Origin of the sequence: Halarcobacter sp. (assembly GCF_963675975.1) — a bacterium.
Taxonomy (GTDB): domain Bacteria; phylum Campylobacterota; class Campylobacteria; order Campylobacterales; family Arcobacteraceae; genus Halarcobacter.
The window spans coordinates 876,204-900,994 of the sequence record NZ_OY780939.1 but is presented as its reverse complement, the minus strand read 5'-3'; the positions used below and the strand labels follow the sequence as shown (position 1 = coordinate 900,994).

Below are 24,791 nucleotides of genomic sequence, written 5' to 3'. Positions count from 1 at the left end.
TCCTTTTATTTATTAACTTGATAAACAGGTTTTGTTTGTGAAAAGTATGCTATTGCAAAAGCTATAACTATGAGTCCAATTACACAAAAAGGAATAAATAAAATAGCTTGAATAATAGTAAATACTAAACCAAATAAAAATTTAGTACTTTGAATATTATAAATAGCAGTTCCAAGAAATATTAAAAAAGAGATAACCATTACAACTATTCCATTTAATATATCTTTCTCATCTTTTAAAGAACTAATGTACCATTCATATCCAATATAAGCAGATGCATAAATAGTCATATATATTCCAAATGTTGTTTCAGTAAAAAACTCATAGCTATATTTTTTATATGCATATTCATTTAATTTCATCATTAATCCAAATAGCAAAAATAGAGCTATTGCTACTGCTATAATTTTAAGTACTAGCATTTTTATTCCTTTTTTAATATTCATAATAAATGAATACTAAATAATTATATTAATATATTATGAATTCTAGTACTATAAAACTTATATTATTCTTATATTATTAATAATATTTATATTAAAAGTATATTTATTCATATATTATTAATCTTTTTACTAAGCAATTTAATTGTAAAATCTATTAAAGGAATTAAATGGCATACCATAAAGTTGTATCTAAGTTGATGGATTTTAGTATTAATAGTTACTATATATGGAAGAAAGAGGACAGACCAATAATCTCTTTACTTCATAAATATTTAACTGAAAAAGATATAGAAGAATTCTTAGAAACTGGTTCAATATCAAAGTTTGACAATATCCAATATTCAAAAGAAGATATTTATCAAGAGTATTTGATGTTTATAGCAAATTTTACTAATCAAGAATTATTAATATTTTTGAAACTAATTAAAAAAAATCAAGAGAATCTTTCATCCTTCTCTCAAAATTTTATAAAAGAAGTTATAAAATTTAAATGTGAGGAAGATATAAAAGTAAAACTAATTGAAGAGTATAGTAAAGTTATTGATAAAAATAAACTATTTTATTTAGGCTTGAATTTATTAATAAAAGAAGAGTTTAGAGGATTTTATAATTATGTAAAAAATTATGAGATTCATATGCCTCTATTCCATATTATAGAATATTTGAATGCATTTAAAGGGATTAAAGTAAAAGATATAGAAGAGTATTTTCCTCAATTAAAAGATTCTGTATTTGTAGAAAAATGTCAAGAGGAAGAGGATTATCAATCATTAGATTTTTCTGATGAATATTATGACAAGTTGTTGAAGCTGTTATAAAATAAAATCATCTATACAAAACAAACTTTTAAGCTTTAGGGAATAGTTCAGGGATAATCTCTGCTGCAAAATGTGAATTTAATTTAATCCTAATAGGGCTTGAAGGTTCACTAGATTGCAAATATCCTCTCTCTTCTAATTCTCTTACTATTTTTATTGCCGTTGGTTTACTAACTCCCAATATATCTTTAACACTATTTCTAGGTATTTCTCCTTGAACTAGAAGGGTTTGGAATATTATATTTGAATGTTTTGGTAGAGGTTTTATATTAAAATACATATTCTGCTCTGCGAACTTTACATAATTTGATATTCTTGATGAAATTTGGTCAATTCTAATCACACTTGACATATAACTAATTTGATCTAATGCAATATCTAACATAAACTCTAAAAAATAGGCAAGACCTTTTAATGATAAATTTCCTCTGCCATCATTATATCCACCTCTATATGGTTCATCAGCTTTTGATAAGGCATCTTGGTATCCATCTATATTTCTTGCTAAACCTCTTGATAAATTCCATAGTCCATAACCATCTAAATTTATTCTTTGAAATAGGTAATCTAAATATAATCTAGAAATCCTTCCATTACCATCAAAAAAGGGATGTATATACACTAATCTATGATGTGAGCATAATGCATTAATTAATTTTATTGTTTTAGTACTTGGTATACATTGATTATATAAAGTTTCAAATTCGTTAAAACAAGAATTTAATTCGTCATCTGCTGGTGGGATATGTAAACCTATTTTAACAGGTCCATCTCTGAGCTCTCCTGGCACCATTGAAACCGATAAATCTCCATGTTTTATGTCAAGAGTATGCTTCATTTCATCTTTTGAATAGAACTTTTCATGGATATTAAGAATAGTATTTTTTGAGAATAGTTTATCTTCACTATCTTCTAAAGCTTTTTTTTCAAGATATTTTTGTACTTCAATATGAATTAAAGACAATTGTTGTAAATTTTTTTCTTTAATGTCACTTGAGAAATCTTTTTTCATCGCTCTTTCAATATCAATAGGATGGGTACCTTCAGATTCAATTCTATTTGAGTAATAACTATTTGTAATTCTAAGTAACTCTTTTAAAGCACTAATAAAATGAATATTGTGTCCACCTGTTAATTTTGCACTTTCAACAACAACAGTTTCAGCTTTTTTTAAAAGGTTGTTATCTATTTTTATTTCATTTGTCTCTGGGATTACAGGGGTAATAAACATTTTAATATTCCTTCATTCTTTGCAATATATTTTACCTCAAATTTTACCTAGGTTTTTACCTATTAATATATCAATAAAATACCTTTGAATTGTATATTATCATAAAATCATAATTAAAACAATAAATTAAAATTTTATTAAATTTTTTACCTCTAATTTTACTTATAAGATATCGTTTATATTAATAAATTTTATATCACACAAGAAGGTTTAATAAAAAGAAAATTTAAATATAGTTAGGTTATCAATTACGATAAATAATGTTCAGTAATACTAGCTCTATAATGTTTCATTTCCCAAGAAACTCCTTGTAAAGCCTGTTCATATGAGTAACCACATTGTTGATATTCCCTCACCCTCCTTCGACAAAATGTCCAACGAAAACCGTGAGAACCATTTTCACTTTCTTTTGACATTAAGCAAGCTTGCCTAATGTCATTTGCATACTTTTGATATTTAATTCTAAAACTATTAACATTTTTATCTATAAAATATTGTTCCAACAACTCATATGTCTTTACTGAAACTAAAATATCCCCTACTTTACCTCCTTTTTCTTTTGTTTCAATAACTCCAATTTCTTTTTTTGTAATATCATCAATATTTATTCCTTTTAATTGAGATCTATTTATTAAAGTAACTCCCTCACTTCTTGCTCCACCTTCTAACTGCATTAGTGCAGCTAATTGATGGTTATAATATTCAAGATTTTCAATTATTCGATAGGGATTTATATATGCTCTAGATTTTTTTATATCAGAAACAAATTTTATTTTTTTTGAAGCGGATAAAAGTCTTTTTAGTTTACTAAAATCATACGATATTGGATTATCATATTTTTGTTTTGAATATTTATTTAAGATAAATTCTAATTTCATCATTGCACTTACAATTTTTTCAGCATACTGTTTTGTAGGATAATACTCAATTTTATAAAGATAATAAGCCTCAACATGTTCGTATGTTATTAATTCACAGTTTTTTAGCTTCCAGTGTTCTCTTAAATAGTTAAATAAGTTATTCCAAACTCTTCTGTATGTTTCCATACTTTTATATGATGCAACACAATTAAAATGATTGTGATCTGGATTTATTCTATCAATCTTTTTTGCACCTTCTACAAATATCTCCTTTGTTAGAACTGATGTTTGATAATAAACAGAACCCCTCATTTATTTCCTTTATCATTTTTTTCTCCTGCCTCATAATATACAGGTATGTGTTGAGTCAATCTACTTTTTGTTTGACTAATGAAGTATCAACATTAGTTCAATCTTTAGCTCATGAATGCTTGCATAACTTAATAAAATTATGACTTTACAGTTTTGCGAGAACTGATGAAACTCACCCTTCTTTGAAGGCACTCTATTTTTAATATAGTTTGGTTAAGACAAATAGAATAACTCTTAAGTCAAACCCAATTTTTTAACAATGAATTGAAACATTGTCTTATTTTCATAAGATAAAAATAAAACTTCATCCTAGCATGTATTTTGTAAACTATTTACCTAATTAGTTTTATATTATTACCATTAACTTATTTTTACTTCCGTTTCCTTTTTTCTGATTAAATAGCTATAGGTACTATGAATTCAAATTTTAAGAATAAAAAAACAAAAATAATTTACACTATATTTTACTTCTAAATTTACACATTGTTTACACTCTTGTTTACATTATTTATATATTATAAGTACATTTTTTATAGTATTTATCTGATAAATTGTTTAAAAACTATTAAGAATTTAATCAAGTTCTATACAAATAAGATTAGTAATAAAAATTGTAGTTGCTGTTCTATATGAGAGTGTTAGAGATTTTGTGTCACTCTGATAGAATTTATTCCAAAGGATTGAACAATGAATCAAACACTTGATTTAATAGATGCACTTGAACAAATTAAAGTAGATGCAAAAAAAGATGGTAAAGATGTAGTTTTAGCTCCTCTTATCAAACAACTTACAGAAGCTGCATTGCAAGTAGAACTTGAATCTCATCTTATCACAGAGATAAATAAAAATAGAAAAAATGGTAAAACTACTAAAACTATGAAAAGTAGTGTTGGTGAATTTGAACTTGATGTTCCAAGAAATAAAAGCGGTTCTTATGAACCTCAAATAGTTAAAAAACATCAGACTCATATGTCAATAAGAAATGGACTATGCCTATGAAGAATTAGTCTTTAACCATTTCTCAACTTGCTATATTTTTTGAAGGAAGGCTTGAAGAAAAATTAGATTTGTAATTTAAACAAGTGACTTTTATTGTTCCAAAACTCTAAAAGGTTTAAGAAAATTTAATATTTAGACTTTTTGAACACTTTGAGGAACACGGTAAGCTTATAATTACTACCTGTGTTCAAAATATAAGAAGTTAATGATAAGACTGTTCAGAATTTTGTGTCCTAATTTTTGTAGCCAGATCAAAACTAAAATAGAATTAAAAAAACATTGGAACAATCTATTGTTGTAATATCCAACTTTCAAGCAGACATAAAATTTAATTTATAATTTAAATATCTTTATATAAGAGTAAGTTTTCTCTAGCTTCAACAGCTTTTATATTTTCATTATTTATAATATCTTCATCTAAAAGCTTATAAAAAAGTTGTTTGTAAGCCTTTTTTCGTAGTGTTTTTATAGACTTTCCATAATGTTCAACTTCGATTTTATCATTTAAAAATATTTTAAAATAAGAATTATCTTCTTTTTCTCCGAATGAATCTTTTAAGACAATCTTTCTATTTTTTGCTAAAGTTTTTGATAAGTCTATATAGTCTATCTGTGTATTCGTATTTTGATTAAGTGTTGTAAAAAAATGTAAAAAAACTTTGTGAAAAAATTTATTACAAAGCTCCTTATTTTTGTCATTAAATATATAAATCATAGTGTATAAAAAATCTCTATTTGGAATAGACTTACTACTATTTCTTGTATCTATATTTAAGAAAGTGTATATATTATTTAAAAAGTTTTCAGATTTAAAATAGTTGATTGTTTTTAAAGCATAAGATAAATCTTTGTCTATTTTAAAAAACTCAATAAATTCTTTTATTTGCAGTTCATAAAAAGTTCTGCCATATAGCTTCCTATATTCAAATATAGCAGTATTATTCAATCCCTCATTTATAAATGTTTTATTCTCTTTAAAAAACTTTAATGTATCTTGTAAAGGCAGATGATAAATATGTTTTGCCACAATAGTCCTTAAATTGGAGCGGACGACGGGAATCGAACCCGCGTAACTGGATTGGAGTCCAATCTGGGGTTGAAGCCCAGCACACAGCCATTATGTCACATCCGCAATTTAATCGATTCAATTATACAAAAAAATAATAAAAAAAAGTTTTAATTATAAATATTTTAAGTAAATTTTTAGATTAAGGTTAATATAATAATTTCATATTTTTAATAATAAATAATATAATCACCATATATGATTTTATAAAGTAAGCTAAACTTACCCTTTAGCAAAAATGTTAAAATCAAAAAAAGAATAAAACGGTTTAAAAGACAGACTTTTATTGTTATAAACTATTTGTGATAAATACTTGGAGGGATACCAGGTTACTAAGGGCAAAAAAGTTTTATAATTGAGGTAAATAAAAGATAAATCTTCTGATTTTATGTAATTGCTTATATGCTCTGATGAAAATATTTATTGTTTTACCCAATTATAAAAGAAGAGATACTCTTTTTTTATAATTGGGTTGTATTTATGGAGAAGAAATGAAATACTGAAAATTACCACTTTCAATTGTTACAATAATGCTTTTAGCAAATAATGTAAATGCAACAAATGATAAAAACTTAATTAGTAAAAAAAATTTAGAAAAATCTTTCTTAGATAATATTTCTTTTTATGGTGCAGGTGAAAAAGTAGATGATACATCATATAATGGTATGTGATTTAAATATGATTCTGACTATACTGACTTTAGAATAGAAAAAGGTAATGATTACAAAAAAGCTGGTTTAGTACAAAGAATAGATATAAATAATATGTTCTATACAAAACTTGGATTAGGTTATTTAAATAAAGAAGAGACTATTTATTGAAGTTTAACTGATATTAGACAAGTAACTTTAGGTACCGCATTTGGTTATGGTAATGATAAATCTTTTAACTTTGAATTTGGTTATTTAGCAAATAAGTTAACTAATGCAGGTGATGCAGATACAACAACAAAAATATGGTATGTAGAGGGTGCTTTAAAAAAAGATATAGGTACTTTGGGTTCTGTTGATTTATTAGGTTCTTATCAAAATGCAAAAGCATATAGTAAAACCATCTCTGATTATTCAGTTAGTTCAGCTTACTATCCTATTGATGATTTAAAACTAGAATTGAAATATGATTCAATAGAACATGATGATGATAATTATAGTATTAGGGCTGGAATAAATTATAAATTTGCAGGATTCTCAAATTTTTCAAATGGTACTTTCTCTCCAATATTAACAGCAACACGAAATACAAGTAAAAATATGATGGTAACTTTAGCATATCAAGAAAATATAGCAAATAGAAGTTTAAAAATGAGAGATAAATTCGAAGAACAAATTTATACATCTGAGATTATAGCAAAAAAAATCAACCCAGAAGAATTTAATAAAAGAATCACATCAAAACCTATTCCCACATTTAAATCATTTTCTGTAGAACAAAACCAAACTTATAATGGTAGCTTAACTGCAACAGATAAAGATAGTGAAAATTTAATTTATGCAAAAGTAAAAGAACCAGTAAATGGAACTTTAAATGTTAGTTCAAATGGATCATTTAGTTACACACCAACGACAAATTTTTTAGGAGCAGATAGTTTTCAGTATAGTGTGTCTGATGGAACTCATACAGTAACCCAAACAGTATCTATTGTAGTTTCAAATGCATCTATTTGAGCAGATAATTCTACTACGATTAGTGCTCCAACTTTAGATTCCAAAACAGATACTTCAATCAATACTACTATTGGTAGTTTCACTGATGAGGACGGAGTTCAGAATGTTACTGTTGAATTATATTCTGATGCAGGTTTAACTAACTTAGTAAGTTCTAGTTCCTCTGGAGACTTTAGTGGATTAACTGCAAGTACTACTTATTATGTAGTTACTAAAGGAGAAGCTCTTAATACTACTACTTCTAATTATGAAACTAAAAGATCTAATGCTTTAACTGTTACTACAAATACTAATGCATCTATTTGAGCAGATAATTCTACTACGATTAGTGCTCCAACTTTAGATTCCAAAACAGATACTTCAATCAATACTACTATTGGTAGTTTCACTGATGAGGACGGAGTTCAGAATGTTACTGTTGAATTATATTCTGATGCAGGTTTAACTAACTTAGTAAGTTCTAGTTCCTCTGGAGACTTTAGTGGATTAACTGCAAGTACTACTTATTATGTAGTTACTAAAGGAGAAGCTCTTAATACTACTACTTCTAATTATGAAACTAAAAGATCTAATGCTTTAACTGTTACTACAAATACTAATGCATCTATTTGAGCAGATAATTCTACTACGATTAGTGCTCCAACTTTAGATTCCAAAACAGATACTTCAATCAATACTACTATTGGTAGTTTCACTGATGTGGACGGAGTTCAGAATGTTACTGTTGAATTATATTCTGATGCAGGTTTAACTAACTTAGTAAGTTCTAGTTCTTCTGGAGACTTTAGTGGATTAACTGTAAATACTACTTATTATGTAGTTACTAAAGGAGAAGCTCTTAATGCTAATACTTCTAATTATGAAACTAAAAGATCTAATGCTTTAACTGTTACTACAAATACTGTTGTAGTAACTGATACTACTCCACCACCTGCACCACTATCATTTAATATCAATAATGATGCAGCTACTACTAGTTCAACAACAGTTAATTTAACTAATTTAGTCTATGCTTGAGAAACTGTTTCAGGATAGATTGTTACAGAATCCGCTACTACACCTGCTGTAAATGATAGTAATTGGGTATCTTCTAAACCAAGTACATATACTTTCTCAAATAGTACTTTAGGTACAAAAACTCTTTACATTTATGTAAAAGATCCTTCTGGAAATATATCAAATAGTATTAGTGATAGTATTGAGTTAACAGGAGTTGATATTTCTGGTTCAACTGTTTCATGAGTTGACTTAGTAGCATCTTCTGATACTGGGCCATTGAATTTCGATAATAAAACAAATGATAATACTCCAACAATCTCTTGGACAAGTTTAGCTTGAGCAACTTCATATGAAGTTAGAGTAAATGGTGGTTCTTGGGTAGATGTATGAAATGTAACAACTTATACATTACCAGCACAAGCTGACAATTCTGCTCTATTAATAGAAGTTAGAGGAGTAAATGCAAGTTATACTTCAAATGCAGGAAGTATTACAATTGCTTTAGATACAGTTGCACCAAGCTCATTTGTATATAATACTTCAGTTGATACTAAATATGCTACATATTCAATTGTAGATTTAAGTGCAAATGATTCATTAAGTTGAGCATCTTTAAATACTCCATCTTATGCTAATGGTACAACTATTGGTTCTCACAATATTGTATCAGGAAATTTAAGATTAAATAATGTACAAACAAATGTGCCTCATCCAATTGCTTGAGATATTCTTACTATTACTTGAACTGATGTATACTGAAATTCAATCAATTCAACTGTAAATAATACTTTTACAAGTAGTAATAATACAAATCCAACACTATCAAATCCAACATCTACATGAAATATGATTGGTGCTGCTCAATTAACTAATATTTGATTAACTATTACTGATGATGCTCTTTCTGATGTAAGTTGGTCATTATCTGAAGCTTCATGATATTTAGGTACTTTTTCTACTCAATCATGAACTTGAAATACACTTTCAGGTATCACTTTCACTCCTGATGATTGATGATATAAGAATGGTTAGACTATTAGAGCAACTGTTACTGATAATAGATCAGGTAATGTACAACAAGTTATAATATATTCTGACTAATAAGCAACTAACTTTTTCATTATCAGTTTAAAATAATTACTACCTTTTATAATAATGTGGGTATAGTGTAATGGTAGCACACCAGACTCTAAGCCTGGAGAGAGTACTTCCAATACTCAGAGTGGGTTCGATTCCCTCTACCCTCGCCATATAAAGGAAATAATATTGAACAAAGTAATTATTGGTATAGATGAAGATACAAATATTACTGTACTTCTAAACCAAGGTATAAAACAATTTTATTTTGGATACTTACCTAAAGAGTATTATGAGAAATACTCCTCTCAAACTTCTTTAAATAGAAGATATAGAGTAAAAGAACAATTTACTAACCTAGATAAAATATATGAAACCATAGATATTATACATAAAAATAATGCAACGATATACTTAGCATTAAACTCTTTTACTTCAAACACTACTATGCTAGAGTATTCAAAAAAGATATATGAGCTTTTTTATAAAAAAGTAGATGCAATTATCGTTGCTAATATTACAATGGCACAATTTTTAAAATCTCAAAACTACTCTAAAATAGTATTATCAAATCTTTTTGGACTTTATACTACAAATGCTGTAAAATTTTTCAAAGGACAGTTTAATCCATATAAATTTATACTACCAAGAGATATTCAAATAAAAGATTTAGAAACTATCGTTTCAAGTTTTCCTGACGATAAGTTTGAATGCTTTTTATTTGGGGATAATTGTCGATATTCAGAAAGCTTTTGCTTTAGTGAGCATGGATATGACTCTGTTGGCTTTGGATCTTTGTGTAACTTTGCTTTTACAAATAAAAAGCCTATACAAAGTGCTAGTGCTAGTTTTAAACAGATAGTTAAAAATAGAAAACTAAATGACCAAGAGAAAAAAGAATTATTAAATAAGCACTTTTTAGATTTAAATTCACTACTTGATGAAATAGAATTAAACAGATATGAATTTAACTCTCAAAATATAGCCAAATGTTTAGATAGGATAAATAGATATGATATTAACTACTTAAAAGAATCAAAAAAAGATTTTATCAGACTTTTAAATCTTTTAAAATCCCTAGAGTTTCCAAAAGCAAAAGAGATACTCAATAAACTAAAAGCTGTAAAATTTGAAGATATGGATTATTATCCAACGTTTCATAAACTAAATAATAAAGCTATCTTAGCAACTATTAGAATTTTTGAAAAGCATAAAAATATAGTCTCATATAAAGTTCCATCAAGAGGAAGAGAATTATATAAGCTACTAAATGAACTAAATGAAAATGAAACCTATGATTATACAAAGAGTCAATATCAACTATGAAACTGTATATTAAAGCAAATAACCTAAAAATACTAAAAAACTTAGATGATTTACTTCCTTCATCTTTATCAAAAGCTTCACTTTTAATAGATGCTAACTCTTTAATTGAATATCAAACTAATTTAAATTGTGCAAATGAAATATTAAAATACCAAGAAGAACTTTTCTTTGATAAAAGAGATATAAAAAATATAATAAAAGGTATCTACTTTGGGAATAGCTCTTGTGAGCATCTTATTCCATCATTTACAGATATATTAGAAGCAAAAAAGATTTGTGACTCAAGACACTATAACTTTGTATTTAGTTTACCACCAATTAGTGAGTTTAAATTAAATGATATAAAAGAGGTTTTTGAACTTTTAAACCAAAGCTATACAGAAGTTGTTGTAAATGACTTTGGAACTTTACAATTAGCAAGTGAGTATAAAAATCTTAAACCTGTACTTGGTTTAACCTTTTCAAAAGTGATTAAAAGTGCTTTTATTGATTCTATAAAGCCAAGTGATTTAACAAATGAGCAACTAGTAAGTCAAAGTGAACTTTTATCTCAAAGTGAATTTGAGTGTAGTCAAACAAGGGAATTTTATAAAAGTTTAGGTGTTGGAAGATTCTCAATAGAAAATATCAATCTAAACTTAGAGTTTTTACAAGAAAAACCAAAGCTACAAGTTGACTTTTACTACCCAAATATAACAATAGCCAACTCAAAAGCTTGTGATATAGCAGGATTGTTTGAAGATAAAAATAGGTACTTTGTTCAAGAACAGTGTAATAAATATTGTAATCAAATATCATTAGAGTTTGAACACTCAAAAGTCTTAGGTCTATATCAAAGGTTTAACTCTATTTATAAGATAAATACAAATATTAATGTCAAAGAGAATTTATCAAAAGATATAAAAAATAGATTTATATGGGAAATTTTTATATAAATTTGTTTTTTTATTGTAATTATATAATATTCTTTTAAATTAATATTAAATGTATGATCTGGCTACAATAATTCATACTTAGAAGTTCAAATTATCTAAGTTAATATATTTAAAGTTCAACAACCTGTACTTTTGGAGAATGTTCCAAAATTCAACTATTTTTGGGAAAAGCTCACCTTTAATAAAAACTGCTCCTAAAGTAAGAGCTTTAGGAAAATTTTATGTCCTATTTTCTGTTGACAAATCATCTATTATTTTAGATATCTAGATTTACGTTCTTCTAACATAATTTGATGAGATGTTAGTTTAATAGCAAAGACTCTTTGTCCTATCTTTGAAAAATGTAGTGTAGTAAATTCAGATAATCTTTCCTTTCTATATTTTACTACTTTATCAATAAAGTCGGGTTTTAAATCAAAATACTCTGCAAATCTTTTTGCTGCTTCTTCAGCATCATGAACTGTAGCAACACCTTGACTAAACCTTTCAAGTTCTGATTCAATTTTTTGCCCTAATTGATCAAGTTTTTGAGTATTTTTTTTAAGTATCTTTTTTACTTCTGTCTTTACTTTTTCAAAATTCTCATTGCTCATTCCTGAATTAGAAGGTTCCTCTTTACCTAAAAAAGGAAAACGAATCTTGCCTTTTTCCCCTTTAATAGATTTTTCTAAATGTACATTTCTCCATTTGACTTCTTGTCCATCACCTGCTTGATGAGTATCAAAAGTAATTCTTTGATTTTTAATTAGTTCATATAATTTCAATATTATTCCTTAAAAAATATTTTTTTTAATTATATAAAATTTAGAATTAAAAAAAGTAATACTTTAAAATAAAAAGTTTAACTCTACGAGCCCCATTGAAATTATTGTTAAAACTATTAAAAGAAAAAAAATATAGATTAGATTTTTTAATTGCAAAAGTTTGAATTTACTCTATATTAATAATCCTCCTTACTTAGGAGGGGGAGGGGATAAGAAAGTATTATCTCTTTTTTAAAATCCCTAACTGTTTAGATATATCGCATATTAATTTATTCATCGGTGAATTATTCATTTCATCTTCATTTATGTCAGTGTTTAATACCATATCAAAAACTTCTTTTTTACTTTTAAAAATACCCTTATAATTTTCATATAGTTTTTCTACATATTCATCAGAATAAATAATTTCTTTTTTTAAAAGATCAGAAACTATATTTCTATGTTCATTATATATACTTTTTATATTAAACACACTGTTGTAATTCTCAGCTTTAATTTTTTCATGTTCATCCCCGAAATATTCTAATTCAAGTTTTACTCTTTTTTCATGGAAAAAATCATATTTTTCATCACTATCAACTATTCCATTATATTTGAAATTTGCATGATTATGAAAACAGTCAGAGTATGGATTAAAAATTTCTTTATTAAGATTACTTTTTCTAATATTGCAAGTAGGACATGATGGAATTAAATTTTCAATTGTAACTGAAAAAAAAGGAAATTCATCTTTATTATGAAAATGGTCTAATTGTGCTGTGACCTGCTTCCCATTATTATTTTTAAAGTTTACAATATAATTTCTATTACAATATAAACATACCTTAATATTTAATGCCTCTATTATTAAAAAGTTATCTAATCTTATATACAGTTCATGAAAATATTTAGAAAAAGACACTTTTTCAAGATCTTTTTTATCATTAAACTCTATTTTATCTTTTTTAATAGAATTGATTAAATTATCCATTTCTTTTGAAGAATATTTTACTAATTTTTCTAAATTAATATCTCCATCATATTGAAATAAATATTTTTTAATTAGTTCATTAAAATCTTCTAATTTAATATCCCAAGTATCATCCTTAGAATTTTTCTTAAAACCTCCATTAAACTTAGTCTTTATATATTTATAAATTTCATTTTTAGATGAATCATCTATTTTAACTTTGTTCATTATTTAGTCTGCTTTTCTAAGTATTCTTTTATTTCCAATAAGTTACTTTTAGACTTTGATTCTGAATTTTTGATTTTAGAATGATACATACTCCATAATCTTTCTTGCAATACTGGTTCTCCAATAATTGAGATTATTTTAATACATAATAAATGTTCTTCCTGAATCAATTCAGAATTTTTATTCAATAATTTAATGACTTCTTCAATTTTTGATTTTGCAAAAGTTCCAATAGGTAATTCATCATCCATAAAAAAAGAATGACTTAATAGTTCATGAATATTTGAACCAAAAGTATCAATAACAATTTCATTACTAGAATTTTTACTGTATCCATTTTCATTCTTTTCTAAATATATAATGTCCTTATCCTCAAGATCAGATAGTACAAAAGGTGAATGTGTAGTCATTATGATATTAAAATTGTAATCTTCAAACTCTTTTAATTTTAAAAAATCATTAATTGACTTTATAAAATTTTTCTGCCAATTTGGATGTAAATAAGCCTCAATTTCATCAACAACGATAATATAGTTTTTTATTGAGGGATTTTTTCTGAAAGTTTGAAATAATCTTGAAAAAAAATACATTAAAGATTCCTCACCTGTACTTAGTTCAAGCTCCCATTTTAAATTAAATATTCCATACTTTATAAATGGGAATAATGATTCTATAAACTTTTTAGTACAAAATCTTTTTTTTGCTATTATTAAACTTTCATTATCATCTTCAATATCAATATCATTTTCAATTCTTTCAATAAATTTTGTGTACTCATCTTCAAAAAGTTTTATATCTTTTAATTTATTATTTAAAAATTCATAATCTATTAAATCTGTATAAGTAATAGATTTTATTTCTTTTCTAATATCTTGAAAATTGATTTTCCTTTCTTCCTCTAATCCTATATTTAAATTCTCATCTAAAAAATCTTTTAACCCTAGAAGAGTTTGTTTATTTTCTTTTAATGAATCTTTATCATACTTTAGTAAACTTTCATCTATATACTCACTAAAAACTATAGAAATAATACAAGAAGTGACTTCTTCAACATTATGTATATCAACTTGTGCAAATTTTTCATGAGTTACTTCAAATAACACTTTGTTTATTTTTTTTTCAATATTTGGATAATACTTTAACTCATGTTCTAAATAAAGTTGATTTAATTGCATTTCACTTTTAACTTTATTAATTGAATAATTTAATGAAACTTCTTCTATTTCAGAATTAAAATCATAATCTTCATCTAAATAAAGTACACTCTCTTTATTAAAATTATTATTGATGTGCTTCTTTATATATTTTAATTGTACTTTTTGTACTTCTTTCCAAAAAGAGATATTTTTTAATTGCCTATATTCGATTACATTCTTTGTAGGAATTTCTGAATAAAATATTGTACTATAAGAGGACAATTCTTCAAAAGGCTTAATTTTTTCTTCTTTTATACTATCAGAACTACTATGAATATAGAGTGTTTTGTCATTATCATTAATTAAATAATAATATATATCATCTTTTTTATACACTTTAAATATTAAATTATCTTCAGAAAGTTTTTCTTGGTTTAAATTACATATTGTCTCTAAAACATTCGTTTTCCCTGTCCCATTTTCACCAACTATTGCATTAAATGAAACATTACAGTCAAATATATTTAATTTTTCAGAATCTTGTTTTTCTTTATTTTTTATTTCAAGATAAAAAGCTTTTTTTTTACTATCTTTTTTATCTTCCATATGAAGAAGTGTAACTTCATGATTTTGATCAAAAACTAACTCAATATCTTCTATATTCTTATACTTTTGAATCTTTAGGTATATTAACTTCATTTATATCCATGTCTCACTTATCTATAATAAATTAAATAATAAATGATTATACAAATAAAACTCTAAATAATTATTAAATTATTTAGGTGGTGTGAATGGTGAGAATCGAACTCACACTCCGAAACCAGAATGGGATTTTAAGTCCCACGCGTCTACCTATTCCGCCACACTCGCACAAATAAAAAGAATAATTTTTGTAAAAATACAAAAATTAATAAAAAAATGGAGGGGATATCTGGACTCGAACCGATGAATATCTGATTTGCAATCAGGTGCATTATCAACTTTGCTATATCCTCATTCGATAACCATTTTAACAGTGATAATATAAAATGATTAAAAAATAATGGCAGAGAGCAAGGGATTCGAACCCTCGGAGGCGTGAACCTCGCCGGTTTTCAAAACCTTTTATTAAAAACTCTATCTATATCTGAACCCCATATAAAGAGACTTTTTATGTTTTTTAGGTGTGTCTAAAAAATGTCTTTTTATTGTCTTTAAAAAGCTCTTTTGGGACAGGTTTCTATTGGCAAAAATTTAGACACTAATTATGTTTTGTTTTAAGGTTAAATAAGAAATCTAAAAAGGTAAAAAAGATTTAAAAAAATTCAATTTTATTTTATTTCTTCTCTGATTCCTCTAAACTTTTCTTATATGCTAAAGCAAGTTTTATTGCTTGTTCTTTTGTTATTGGTTTATCTTTAATTTGTCCATTAAAAAAAGATTTTGGACTAGGAAATTCAAAATTTTCATTCATATCTTCTTTTGTAGGTTCACACCATGGTAACCCATCTTCCATAACCATTATAAAGTACTCGTTGTAAACTGGAAAGCCATCAGGATCTAACATAGGCTTAAGATTATTAAGCTCTTCTTGTGACATACTAGCTCGTCTCTGTTTTTTTTCTTCAAGTGTCATAGTTTGTATTTTCTTTATTTATATATTATTTCCCAAAGATAAAGGATAAAAAAGTTTTTACATACGGAAAGATTAAAATTATAAACATAATAACTACGGCAACTTTCCCAAATGTATGTTCAAATATATCTTTTAATTTACCAAATTTAGACGAAATTGTATTAAATTGACTTGATAATAGATCAATTTCATTACATTTTCTAAAGAATTTATAGGAGTTATCTACCGATGCACTATTAGAAATGACTTGAAAATTATAGTTTGTTAAAAACTTTTTATATACTGCATTTTGTTCATCCATTGTCATCATTCTTTTAAAACCAAGGTAAGCTTTTCTAATCCATTTTGTAAAAATATTATTTTCATTTTTTTCAAAATCAATATTCAAAATTGATGAATTTATAATATTTAACATTTTTACTCTTTGATAGATTGTTAATTGATAAATAAAATAATGTTCATTAAGTTTTATATTTAACATATCCGGATTAGAAACTAAATGTACAATGCTATTTGTATTTCCTATTGTGTACGTGTCCACTTGAGACTGATATATTTCAAAAAAATCATTTTTATGAATTTTTGCACCTTTTTTACTTTTATAATTTAAAAAAGGTTCATACGAAATGAAATTATTATTTATTTCTTCATCTAATTCTGAGGAATTTATATTTATAGCTACGTAACTATTTAAATAACTTGTTGCCAAAGGATTAAAATTATCATAGAACATATAAGATTTATTTGGCTTAACAAACCTCAAAATTAATGATGTAATAAATGTATCATAATTTATAAAATATTCTTCATCTTTATTTTCAAAATATTTAAATAGTTTTATTTGATTCTCATAGAACAAATAGTGAGGATTTATACTAGCAAATCTATCGACTCTAAAATTTTCATTTTCTTCTTTTATTTTTTCTTTCTCTTCTTTGTTAAACCCTACTCTACCTTTATAGTAATTCTTAGTCTCTAATATTTCTTTTATATATTCAGGAAAGAAACTACAGTTTTTATGAGAATCATTATATGAAAAAGGATAGTCATTTTTAACTTTGTTTTGTTTTGTATTATTATGTGGATTATAAAAAGTTTGTTTTTCTGGATTAATATTATTTTTAACTTTATTAGCTGCAGTTATTGAAATAAATGTTTCATTATTAGATTTTGAATATATTGAAGATAAAGACTTATTAATTAAATACAATTCTGATAATTTTGGTTTAATCAATTTATAAAAAATGTTTAAAATAGCAATTGTATCATCATGAAATTCTATATACATATCTTCAATTTTAATTTCATGAAATTGTCTTTTAATTTTTAATTTTAAATAATTCATATGTTTAAGATCATATTTGAAAGTTTCATTACTTTCATTAAGCCTATCAACATAACTAAGAAGATTCCCTGGAATTTTATCTTTTTTATTATGAGATAGGCTTTTTTCTAGGGATTCAATTAAACTATCTTTGCAATAAATAAATGGATATGAAACTTTTAAGTTAAGCTTAATTTTGCTAGACTCTTTTTCTTCAAAATCTTTATGCATATTTATTCCCTTCTATTTGAACTAGATAATAATTATCTTTTGGATTTATTGTGTCATTAATTATTAAAGCTGTTAATTTATTTCCATGAACGCACCCTGTATCAATACCTATTGAATATTCATCAATTTTTATTTTATCAAATGGTTGATGACCATATATTATAAAACCTTGATTTCCATTATAATATTCACTCCACCATTTGTAATTTAAATTACTATCTCTTAAAGCTACTGGCTTTTGATTATCATCAAGTTTTCTAATCCACAAAAGTTTTTCTAAATCATGTTGATTATTCTCATCAAGCTTAATATCGTTAGTAATTCCGGCATGAATCAAAGTAAGATTATCAATTTTTTTATAAAAATTCATATTTAAAAGATATTCAAAATCTTCATTATTTAAACTTTCAAATATTTTTGACTTTTCATCATCAAGTTTCATTGGAATTTTCTTATTTGTTTTTACAAATAACTCATAATGTTTTTTGTATCTTAAATATTTATATTCATGATTCCCTAAAATTGATTCTATCTTGTTTTCTATACAAAATCTCAAAGTTTCAACTGAATAGGGACCCTTGTCTAAAATATCTCCAATTACAATTTCTTTATCATTTTCATTAAAATCAATTTTTTTTCTAAGATTTTTAAATTCTTCAAGACATCCATGAATATCTCCGTATATTATTATTCTACTCACTTTAAACTTTCTTTAAAATATTCTATATTTCTTTTAAAAGTTTTATATGTAAATTCTTCTTCATACTCATCTTTTGTTATATCAAGTTCATTACCATATAAATTTATGAATTTTTCAAGCATAAAATCATCATTTCTTACTTCTTCTTTTATAGTTGTAAATATTTTTTTGTCTCCACTATTACTTATCATTTTTTCAAGTAAACTATATAGTTTTGAATCTTTATTATTTTCAACTTGAAATTCAATATTATAATAATCTAATACATCATCAGGTGATAGTAAAGAAAGAATATCTATAGTTTCGTTTATATTTGTATTTTGATTAAATAACTTATTATAAAATAGATAGTTTAATAAATTTGTTTTTTTATCAATTTCTAGTTTTAATTCATAATAATTCTTCAAATTAATTGAGTAATTCACCAATCTTCCTAAAACTTTATTTTGTAATTTTTCATCAATTATTCTTGATATAATGTTTTTAAAAGCTTCTAATTTATAACTTTCATCTGAGATATTATTTGCTATTTCTAAAGCTTTTTCAAGATCATTTGTTTTTGATATTACATATGAAAGTATTTTAGATTTATAATTTTCATTAGTAATATTATTAGCTTTTTCTAAAACTTTATTTAATATTTCTTCATCAACTGTTCTTGATATTATGTTAATAAAGGCTTCTAATTTATAATTTTCAACAGAAATACTATTTACTATTTCTAATGCTATTTCCATCTCATTTATTTTAGATATTACAGATAAAAATATTTTAGATTTATAATTTTCACTAGAGATAATACTTGCTATTTCCAATGCTATTTCTATCTCATTAGTTTTCATTGCAATAGCTAATAGAGATTCAATTTTATCATTTTCATCATAGATACTATTTGCTATTTCTAGAGCTTTTTTAGTATCTTTTATTTGAAGTACAATATAAGAAACAGAACCAGGTTTATCCCACTCGTCGTATATATTAGTAAAACTATTTATTATTTCTGGAACTTTTTTTAATATTTTATTATTATTAGTATTTGATAATATATCTGCAAGGACATCGGCTTTATCCCATTCATAAGCATCAATAGTATCAAATATTTTTAAAGCTTCATCAATTTTATTAATTTTTGATAATATATTTATTAAAAGCCTTGATTTAGAATATTCATTAATTATGCAATTTACTATTTTAAAAGCTTTATCTAATATTTTTTTATCTTCTGTATTTGATATTATTTGTTCAAGAAGTTCAATTTTATAGGATTCATCAGAAATACTATTTATTATTTCTAGAGCTTTTTCCAAATCATTAGTTTTTATTGCAATATCAAATAAAAATTCAATTCTATCCTCTTTATCGGAAATACTATTTACTAGTTCTAGAGCTTTTTCAGTATCTTTTATTTTCAACAACAAATGTGAAAGAATAGGTGTTCTATAAATTTTAGAAGGAATTTTATTAACTATCTGTATAATCAGAATTGCCTTTTCAATATCACTTATTTTTGATAATACATTTATAAGAGCTTTTGATTTGTATTCATCAACAGAAATACTATTTGCTATTGCTATGGCTTTATCAATGTCATTTGTTTTTGATGCAATATTTACAAGTGTATTAAATTTGTACCTCAAATGAGTAGCATCGTTAACTATTTGTATAGATTTTTCTAATATTTCTTTATAATTTGTATTTAAAACTATTTTTGTAATTAAATCAAATTCAATTCTTTCATAAGAGATAATACTATTTATAAATTCTAATGCTTTTTCTAATATATTTTTATTATTTGCTTTTATTCCTATATTTATAAGAGCATTTGATTTATCTATTTTATCATTTATACTATATGCTATTTCTAATGCTTTTTCAATATCATCTATTTTAGATGCTAAATTTCTGAGTACTTTTGATTTATACCATCTATCGGAAATATCATTAACTAATTCTAAAGCTTCATCAATTTTATTAATTTTTGATAGAAAATGAGAATATGCTGTTATAGAATCTACTTTATAAGAAATACTATTTATTATTTCTAATGCTTTATCAGTATCATCAATTTTGGATACTATATAACTTAATGCTTTTGATTTGTCTTCTTCAACAGAAATACTATTTATTATTTCTAATGCTTTATCAGTATCATCAATTTTGGATACTATATAACTTAATGCTTTTGATTTGTCTTCTTCAACAGAAATACTATTTATTATTTCTAATGCTTTATTAGTATCATCAATTTTAGATACTATATAGCTCAATGCTTTTGATTTGTCTTCTTCAACAGAAATATTATTTATTATTTCTAATGCTTTATTAGTATCATCAATTTTAGATACTATATAGCTCAATGCTTTTGATTTGTCTTCTTCAACAGAAATATTATTTACTATTTCTAAAGCTTTTTGAATATCACCCATTTTAGATAATATATTTACTAAGGCTTCAAATTTGTAATGATGATCAGAAATATTATTTGTTATTTCTAAAGCTTTTTCGATATTATCAATTTTTGATACAATTTTTGGAATAACTTGTAACGTACCCCATTCAATATTAATTTTAGCTATATCTAAAACTTTATCTAATATTTTCTCATCAACTGTTTTACTTATAATTTTTTTAAGTGCATCAACTTTATACCATTCAGGAAAATTTTCCTGTAGCTCTAAAGCCTTTTGAATTGATATTTTAGAAAAAAGTTGCACACTATGATTATCTTCCAAAAATAACAATACATCATAAAAACTGTCATCTAAAACTTCTTGTTGTGAGATTATATTTATAATAATCTCTTGAATATCTTCATTTAAAGCATTAGCCCAATCATCTTTATGTTCTACAAACTTTTGTATATAATCTAATTTATCTATATTAAGTGCTATATCCAAAAATAAATCTTGAACAAACTTTTCGTACATATCTTTATACACTAATACTTTTTTATAGTCTTTTGCTATAAAAGCCAACTCATAAGCATATCTTATTTCAAATAGATGTTTGTTTTCTTTTTTGTTAAATAAATTAAAGAAATTATTTACTTCATTAATATTTTCTTCTGTTAAATCTACATGATTTTTAATAGATTCATATTTTTCATTTTTCATGTTTTCATGATTAATCATTGAAATATAAATATTACTCCATACAAGGGTATTTAAAATATGAAAATAGTTATCTTTATAATAACTTGAAATATTATCTTTATTAATATTTTTAGATAAAGATTCTAAAAAATTGTACAAATCTGAGTTTTTCTTTATGTATAAAATATCATCAATTTTATTTGAATAAAAATCTATATGTGCTTGATACATTATCGAGTCTAATTTTTCTTTATTAAAAGAAAATGCTTGATTAATATCTTTAAAATATTCAACTAGTTGTTCTTTAACTGACAAGTGATAGAAACTATATTTAGATTCATTATCTATACTTAAAAATATCTCAATTTCATTAAAATGATTTTCTATAAAAGATGTTTCATCTAAGTCATTAAATCTGTTAGGTTCTGTGGCTTTTAAAATTGTATATAAATCTTCTTTACTAATATTTGAGTATGAGAGCATTACCACTTGAAGAATAGACCTTGATAAAGGTTTAATTTCTTTAAAGGTTTGTATATAAAAGTTTGCCAGTTTTGGAGGAAGTTTTTTTGCCCATTGTTTTATTTCATATACAATGTTTTCATTATGAGAAATATTTTTTTCTTTAAATAACTGTGTAATGTAGTGAATATACAGTGGTACTGATTCTGACTTTTCAATTATTGTATTAGTCACTTCAATATAATCATCAGACTCTATAGGAAATTCTTTCTTAGGTAAAACTCTTGATAAAAGCTCTTTTACATCATCATCCTTCAGTCTACCTATAATAAATGAACTCCCTTCTTTAATAAGATTATCTTGGTTTAATATATTTAAAGATTCACATGTTGATAATATAGAACTTATTATCTTTTTAATATTCGAATATGGTCTTGAAGAGTATATTAATTGAATTTTTGAATTAAAATTTAATGGTATTTTTCTAATTATATCTTCTGGATTTGAGAACTCATCTAATCCATCAATTATTAAAATTAGGGGTTTAGTTTTAGTGTCATTTTCATATGCTTGAAATAATGTTTCAAGATTTTTAATTAAACTAAATTCACCCTCTTGTTTTATACTTACACCATGATTATTAAAATATGAACTTAGTTTGTTCCATATATATTTATCTTCTTCTGTATTTCCACCCATTTTATTCTTTTGAGCAAAAAAAGTATAAGTATTAATTTCATTTTGAAGATTCTCATCTTCAATTATAATTTGTTGTAGTTGACTTAAGAATGCTGATTTTCCAATTCCTGGCTCTCCCATTATACTTATAAACGATGAGTTTCTATTATTAATAGATTTTAATATATGTTCTTTTGCTAGCTTAAGTTCCTCTTCACGTCCAACAAAATGTGATAGTAAATGTGATTGTCTTTGTATATCTGAACTTGAATGTTGAAGAATCTCTTCTTGTAATTTAGTTAAATTTTCATATATTTCATTTTTTGAGGTTATTTGATAATAATGGTTATAACTATAATCTAAATAGTGGGATTTAGATTCTTTTCCATCATTATAAAAGAATAATTTAACTTTAGGATCTAAACTACAAGATAGCTTCTCACACTTAACATATGAAACTATAGGTAAAAGTTCACAAGTAGTATTAGAATTTGTATGGTATATTTTTAACTGTTTAATATCCTCTATTAAATAAAAATCTATTTCTTTTAAAATTTCTTCATATTTTGATTCTAAATGATTTAAAAGCTTGTCTAAAGATTCTAAAATTGCATTTATTTGCTTAGTATCTTCATTTTTAAATGAAGCACCATGTCCTTTTAGTTTATTTCTAAAACTAACAACGTATTCATTTAATAAAATGATTGTTGAATTGATAGTTTTAGTTTTAATTTTACCTTCATATAACAAATTCATATCTATTAATTCTAAAGATACTTTTTCATAAAAAAGCTTATCTAAAAAACTATATATTTTATTAAGTTCTTTTTTATTTATTATCTTTTTACTATTTTTAGAAAATGGTGTAGTAGTTAAACTTTTGAAGTCACCTAAAGATGGGCAAAGTTTAAAGTTTTTACTAAATAACTCCTCAAATAAATCATTGTCTATATCTTTTATCACTGAAATGGATAGAGTCCCAAAAAGTTTAATCAAAGCTTCCATATAATCAAATCCACACTGTAGTTGAGACTGATATTGTTTGTTTTCTTTATGCTTTTTATAATCTTCTTTTAAAGATTTATAGAGAGCTTCATTTAAATCAATTTTGTACATTGAATTATCCAAGATTAAATTTTATATAAATTCATTAATAATGACTATGTCAACAAAGGCTCAAATAATAAATTTAGCAAGAAGTTTAACTTTCAATAGTTTTATAATAATATTTTAAAATTCTAAAACTATTCAAATATATTATTAAAAGCTGAAAGATAATATCAAATAAGTGTTTAATTTATTATTTATAAAAAATCTATACAATAAAGCAGTTATGTATTTGGCTTGTGGATCTTTTTATTCCAGACCAATCTGATATGATACTTGTTATCCATCTTCTAATATTATTCTTCCTTAACCTTCAGTTTTATTTATTTGTCTAAAGTGTACAACATATTTTTTCCAGCATAATTTGGTTGAATAAATCGAAAACTTTTTCCAAAGTATTGATAGTGACTTATAGAACAATCATGCTTTCTATCAGTAATTCCAATAGATTTCTATGACAAATTCAGGTCAAAATAGCAAGTCAAATTTGTGTCAAAAAATATAAAAAGGTATTGATTAAAAATTGATTTGAAGTTAAAAAATTTGATTGATTTTAGAAAAAGTGGCAGAGAGCAAGAGATTCGAACTCTCGGAGGCGTGAACCTCGCCGGTTTTCAAAACCGGTACTATTAAACAACTTAAATTAAAGTAATATAAATATTCTAACATTCCATAAACTTTTTTATATTAATCTTTGAATAAAGCTTTAAAATTTGGCTAGATGCTGACTGTTCCACAACCTGTAATATTTGGAACAAATCGTTCCACT

Annotated in this window: 18 protein-coding genes and 2 tRNA genes; 7 read left to right on the top strand and 13 right to left on the bottom strand. The window is 24.7% G+C overall.

Features of this window, described 5'->3' with window-relative positions:
* Positions 1-5: 5 nt before the first annotated feature.
* Positions 6-422: a hypothetical protein gene (locus ACKU3H_RS04485; protein ID WP_320035781.1), complete on the bottom strand. Its 417-nt coding sequence runs from the start codon at positions 420-422 to the stop codon at positions 6-8.
* A 191-nt stretch (positions 423-613) separates the two neighbouring features.
* Between ACKU3H_RS04485 and ACKU3H_RS04480 the strand changes: the two genes are divergently transcribed.
* Positions 614-1,264, top strand: coding sequence for a hypothetical protein (locus tag ACKU3H_RS04480; protein WP_320035780.1), 651 nt, complete (start codon positions 614-616; stop codon positions 1,262-1,264).
* A gap of 28 nt (positions 1,265-1,292) precedes the next feature.
* Here the strand turns inward: ACKU3H_RS04480 and ACKU3H_RS04475 are convergent, their stop codons facing one another.
* Together ACKU3H_RS04475 and ACKU3H_RS04470 are read right to left on the bottom strand one after the other, a co-directional pair.
* On the bottom strand, positions 1,293-2,495 hold the full coding sequence (locus tag ACKU3H_RS04475; protein WP_320035779.1) for a Fic family protein: 1,203 nt from the start codon (positions 2,493-2,495) through the stop codon (positions 1,293-1,295).
* A 248-nt stretch (positions 2,496-2,743) separates the two neighbouring features.
* On the bottom strand, positions 2,744-3,667 hold the full coding sequence (locus tag ACKU3H_RS04470; RefSeq protein ID WP_320035778.1) for a hypothetical protein: 924 nt from the start codon (positions 3,665-3,667) through the stop codon (positions 2,744-2,746).
* Between the two features lie 687 nt (positions 3,668-4,354).
* On the opposite strand from ACKU3H_RS04470, the gene ACKU3H_RS04465 reads away from it, so the two are divergent.
* Positions 4,355-4,666 (top strand): transposase, encoded by a 312-nt coding sequence (locus tag ACKU3H_RS04465; protein WP_407933677.1) that lies wholly within the window; start codon positions 4,355-4,357, stop codon positions 4,664-4,666.
* A 340-nt stretch (positions 4,667-5,006) separates the two neighbouring features.
* Here the strand turns inward: ACKU3H_RS04465 and ACKU3H_RS04460 are convergent, their stop codons facing one another.
* The gene (locus ACKU3H_RS04460; RefSeq protein ID WP_320035777.1) at positions 5,007-5,693 is read right to left on the bottom strand and encodes a hypothetical protein; all 687 of its coding nucleotides are present in this window, start codon (positions 5,691-5,693) and stop codon (positions 5,007-5,009) included.
* Positions 5,694-6,262: 569 nt separating this feature from the next.
* Between ACKU3H_RS04460 and ACKU3H_RS04455 the strand changes: the two genes are divergently transcribed.
* The 5 genes from ACKU3H_RS04455 to ACKU3H_RS04435 all read left to right on the top strand — a co-directional run bounded on the left by ACKU3H_RS04455 (position 6,263) and on the right by ACKU3H_RS04435 (position 11,733).
* Positions 6,263-6,403 (top strand): hypothetical protein, encoded by a 141-nt coding sequence (locus tag ACKU3H_RS04455; RefSeq protein WP_320035776.1) that lies wholly within the window; start codon positions 6,263-6,265, stop codon positions 6,401-6,403.
* Positions 6,404-6,727: 324 nt separating this feature from the next.
* Positions 6,728-7,396 (top strand): Ig-like domain-containing protein, encoded by a 669-nt coding sequence (locus ACKU3H_RS04450; RefSeq protein ID WP_320035775.1) that lies wholly within the window; start codon positions 6,728-6,730, stop codon positions 7,394-7,396.
* A gap of 699 nt (positions 7,397-8,095) precedes the next feature.
* Positions 8,096-8,413 carry a hypothetical protein gene (locus tag ACKU3H_RS04445; protein ID WP_320035774.1) on the top strand — a complete coding sequence of 106 codons (318 nt, stop codon included), beginning with the start codon at positions 8,096-8,098 and terminating at the stop codon, positions 8,411-8,413.
* A 1,248-nt stretch (positions 8,414-9,661) separates the two neighbouring features.
* Positions 9,662-10,798: a U32 family peptidase gene (locus ACKU3H_RS04440; protein ID WP_320035773.1), complete on the top strand. Its 1,137-nt coding sequence runs from the start codon at positions 9,662-9,664 to the stop codon at positions 10,796-10,798.
* Positions 10,795-11,733 (top strand): hypothetical protein, encoded by a 939-nt coding sequence (locus ACKU3H_RS04435; protein WP_320035772.1) that lies wholly within the window; start codon positions 10,795-10,797, stop codon positions 11,731-11,733. The genes ACKU3H_RS04440 and ACKU3H_RS04435 overlap by 4 nt, the downstream gene beginning before the upstream one ends.
* Positions 11,734-11,984: 251 nt before the next feature.
* Here the strand turns inward: ACKU3H_RS04435 and ACKU3H_RS04430 are convergent, their stop codons facing one another.
* The 9 genes from ACKU3H_RS04430 to ACKU3H_RS04390 all read right to left on the bottom strand — a co-directional run bounded on the left by ACKU3H_RS04430 (position 11,985) and on the right by ACKU3H_RS04390 (position 24,031).
* Positions 11,985-12,497 (bottom strand): hypothetical protein, encoded by a 513-nt coding sequence (locus tag ACKU3H_RS04430; protein ID WP_320035771.1) that lies wholly within the window; start codon positions 12,495-12,497, stop codon positions 11,985-11,987.
* A gap of 220 nt (positions 12,498-12,717) precedes the next feature.
* Complete coding sequence (locus ACKU3H_RS04425) at positions 12,718-13,674, bottom strand: hypothetical protein (RefSeq protein ID WP_320035770.1); 957 nt, start codon at positions 13,672-13,674, stop codon at positions 12,718-12,720.
* On the bottom strand, positions 13,674-15,509 hold the full coding sequence (locus tag ACKU3H_RS04420; RefSeq protein ID WP_320035769.1) for an AAA family ATPase: 1,836 nt from the start codon (positions 15,507-15,509) through the stop codon (positions 13,674-13,676). Before ACKU3H_RS04420 ends, ACKU3H_RS04425 begins: the two co-directional genes overlap by 1 nt.
* Before the next feature lie 87 nt (positions 15,510-15,596).
* Positions 15,597-15,683: transfer RNA gene (locus tag ACKU3H_RS04415), tRNA-Leu, on the bottom strand.
* 49 nt (positions 15,684-15,732) lie between these two features.
* Positions 15,733-15,808, bottom strand: a tRNA-Cys gene (locus tag ACKU3H_RS04410).
* Between the two features lie 320 nt (positions 15,809-16,128).
* Entirely contained in the window at positions 16,129-16,428 is a 300-nt protein-coding gene (locus tag ACKU3H_RS04405; protein WP_320035768.1) for a hypothetical protein, read from the bottom strand.
* A 25-nt stretch (positions 16,429-16,453) separates the two neighbouring features.
* On the bottom strand, positions 16,454-17,983 hold the full coding sequence (locus ACKU3H_RS04400; RefSeq protein WP_320035767.1) for a hypothetical protein: 1,530 nt from the start codon (positions 17,981-17,983) through the stop codon (positions 16,454-16,456).
* Positions 17,976-18,683, bottom strand: a complete 708-nt coding sequence (locus ACKU3H_RS04395; RefSeq protein WP_320035766.1) for a metallophosphoesterase family protein — start codon at positions 18,681-18,683, stop codon at positions 17,976-17,978. The genes ACKU3H_RS04400 and ACKU3H_RS04395 overlap by 8 nt, the downstream gene beginning before the upstream one ends.
* Complete coding sequence (locus tag ACKU3H_RS04390) at positions 18,680-24,031, bottom strand: DUF4476 domain-containing protein (RefSeq protein WP_320035765.1); 5,352 nt, start codon at positions 24,029-24,031, stop codon at positions 18,680-18,682. The genes ACKU3H_RS04395 and ACKU3H_RS04390 overlap by 4 nt, the downstream gene beginning before the upstream one ends.
* Between the last annotated feature and the right edge of the window lie 760 nt (positions 24,032-24,791).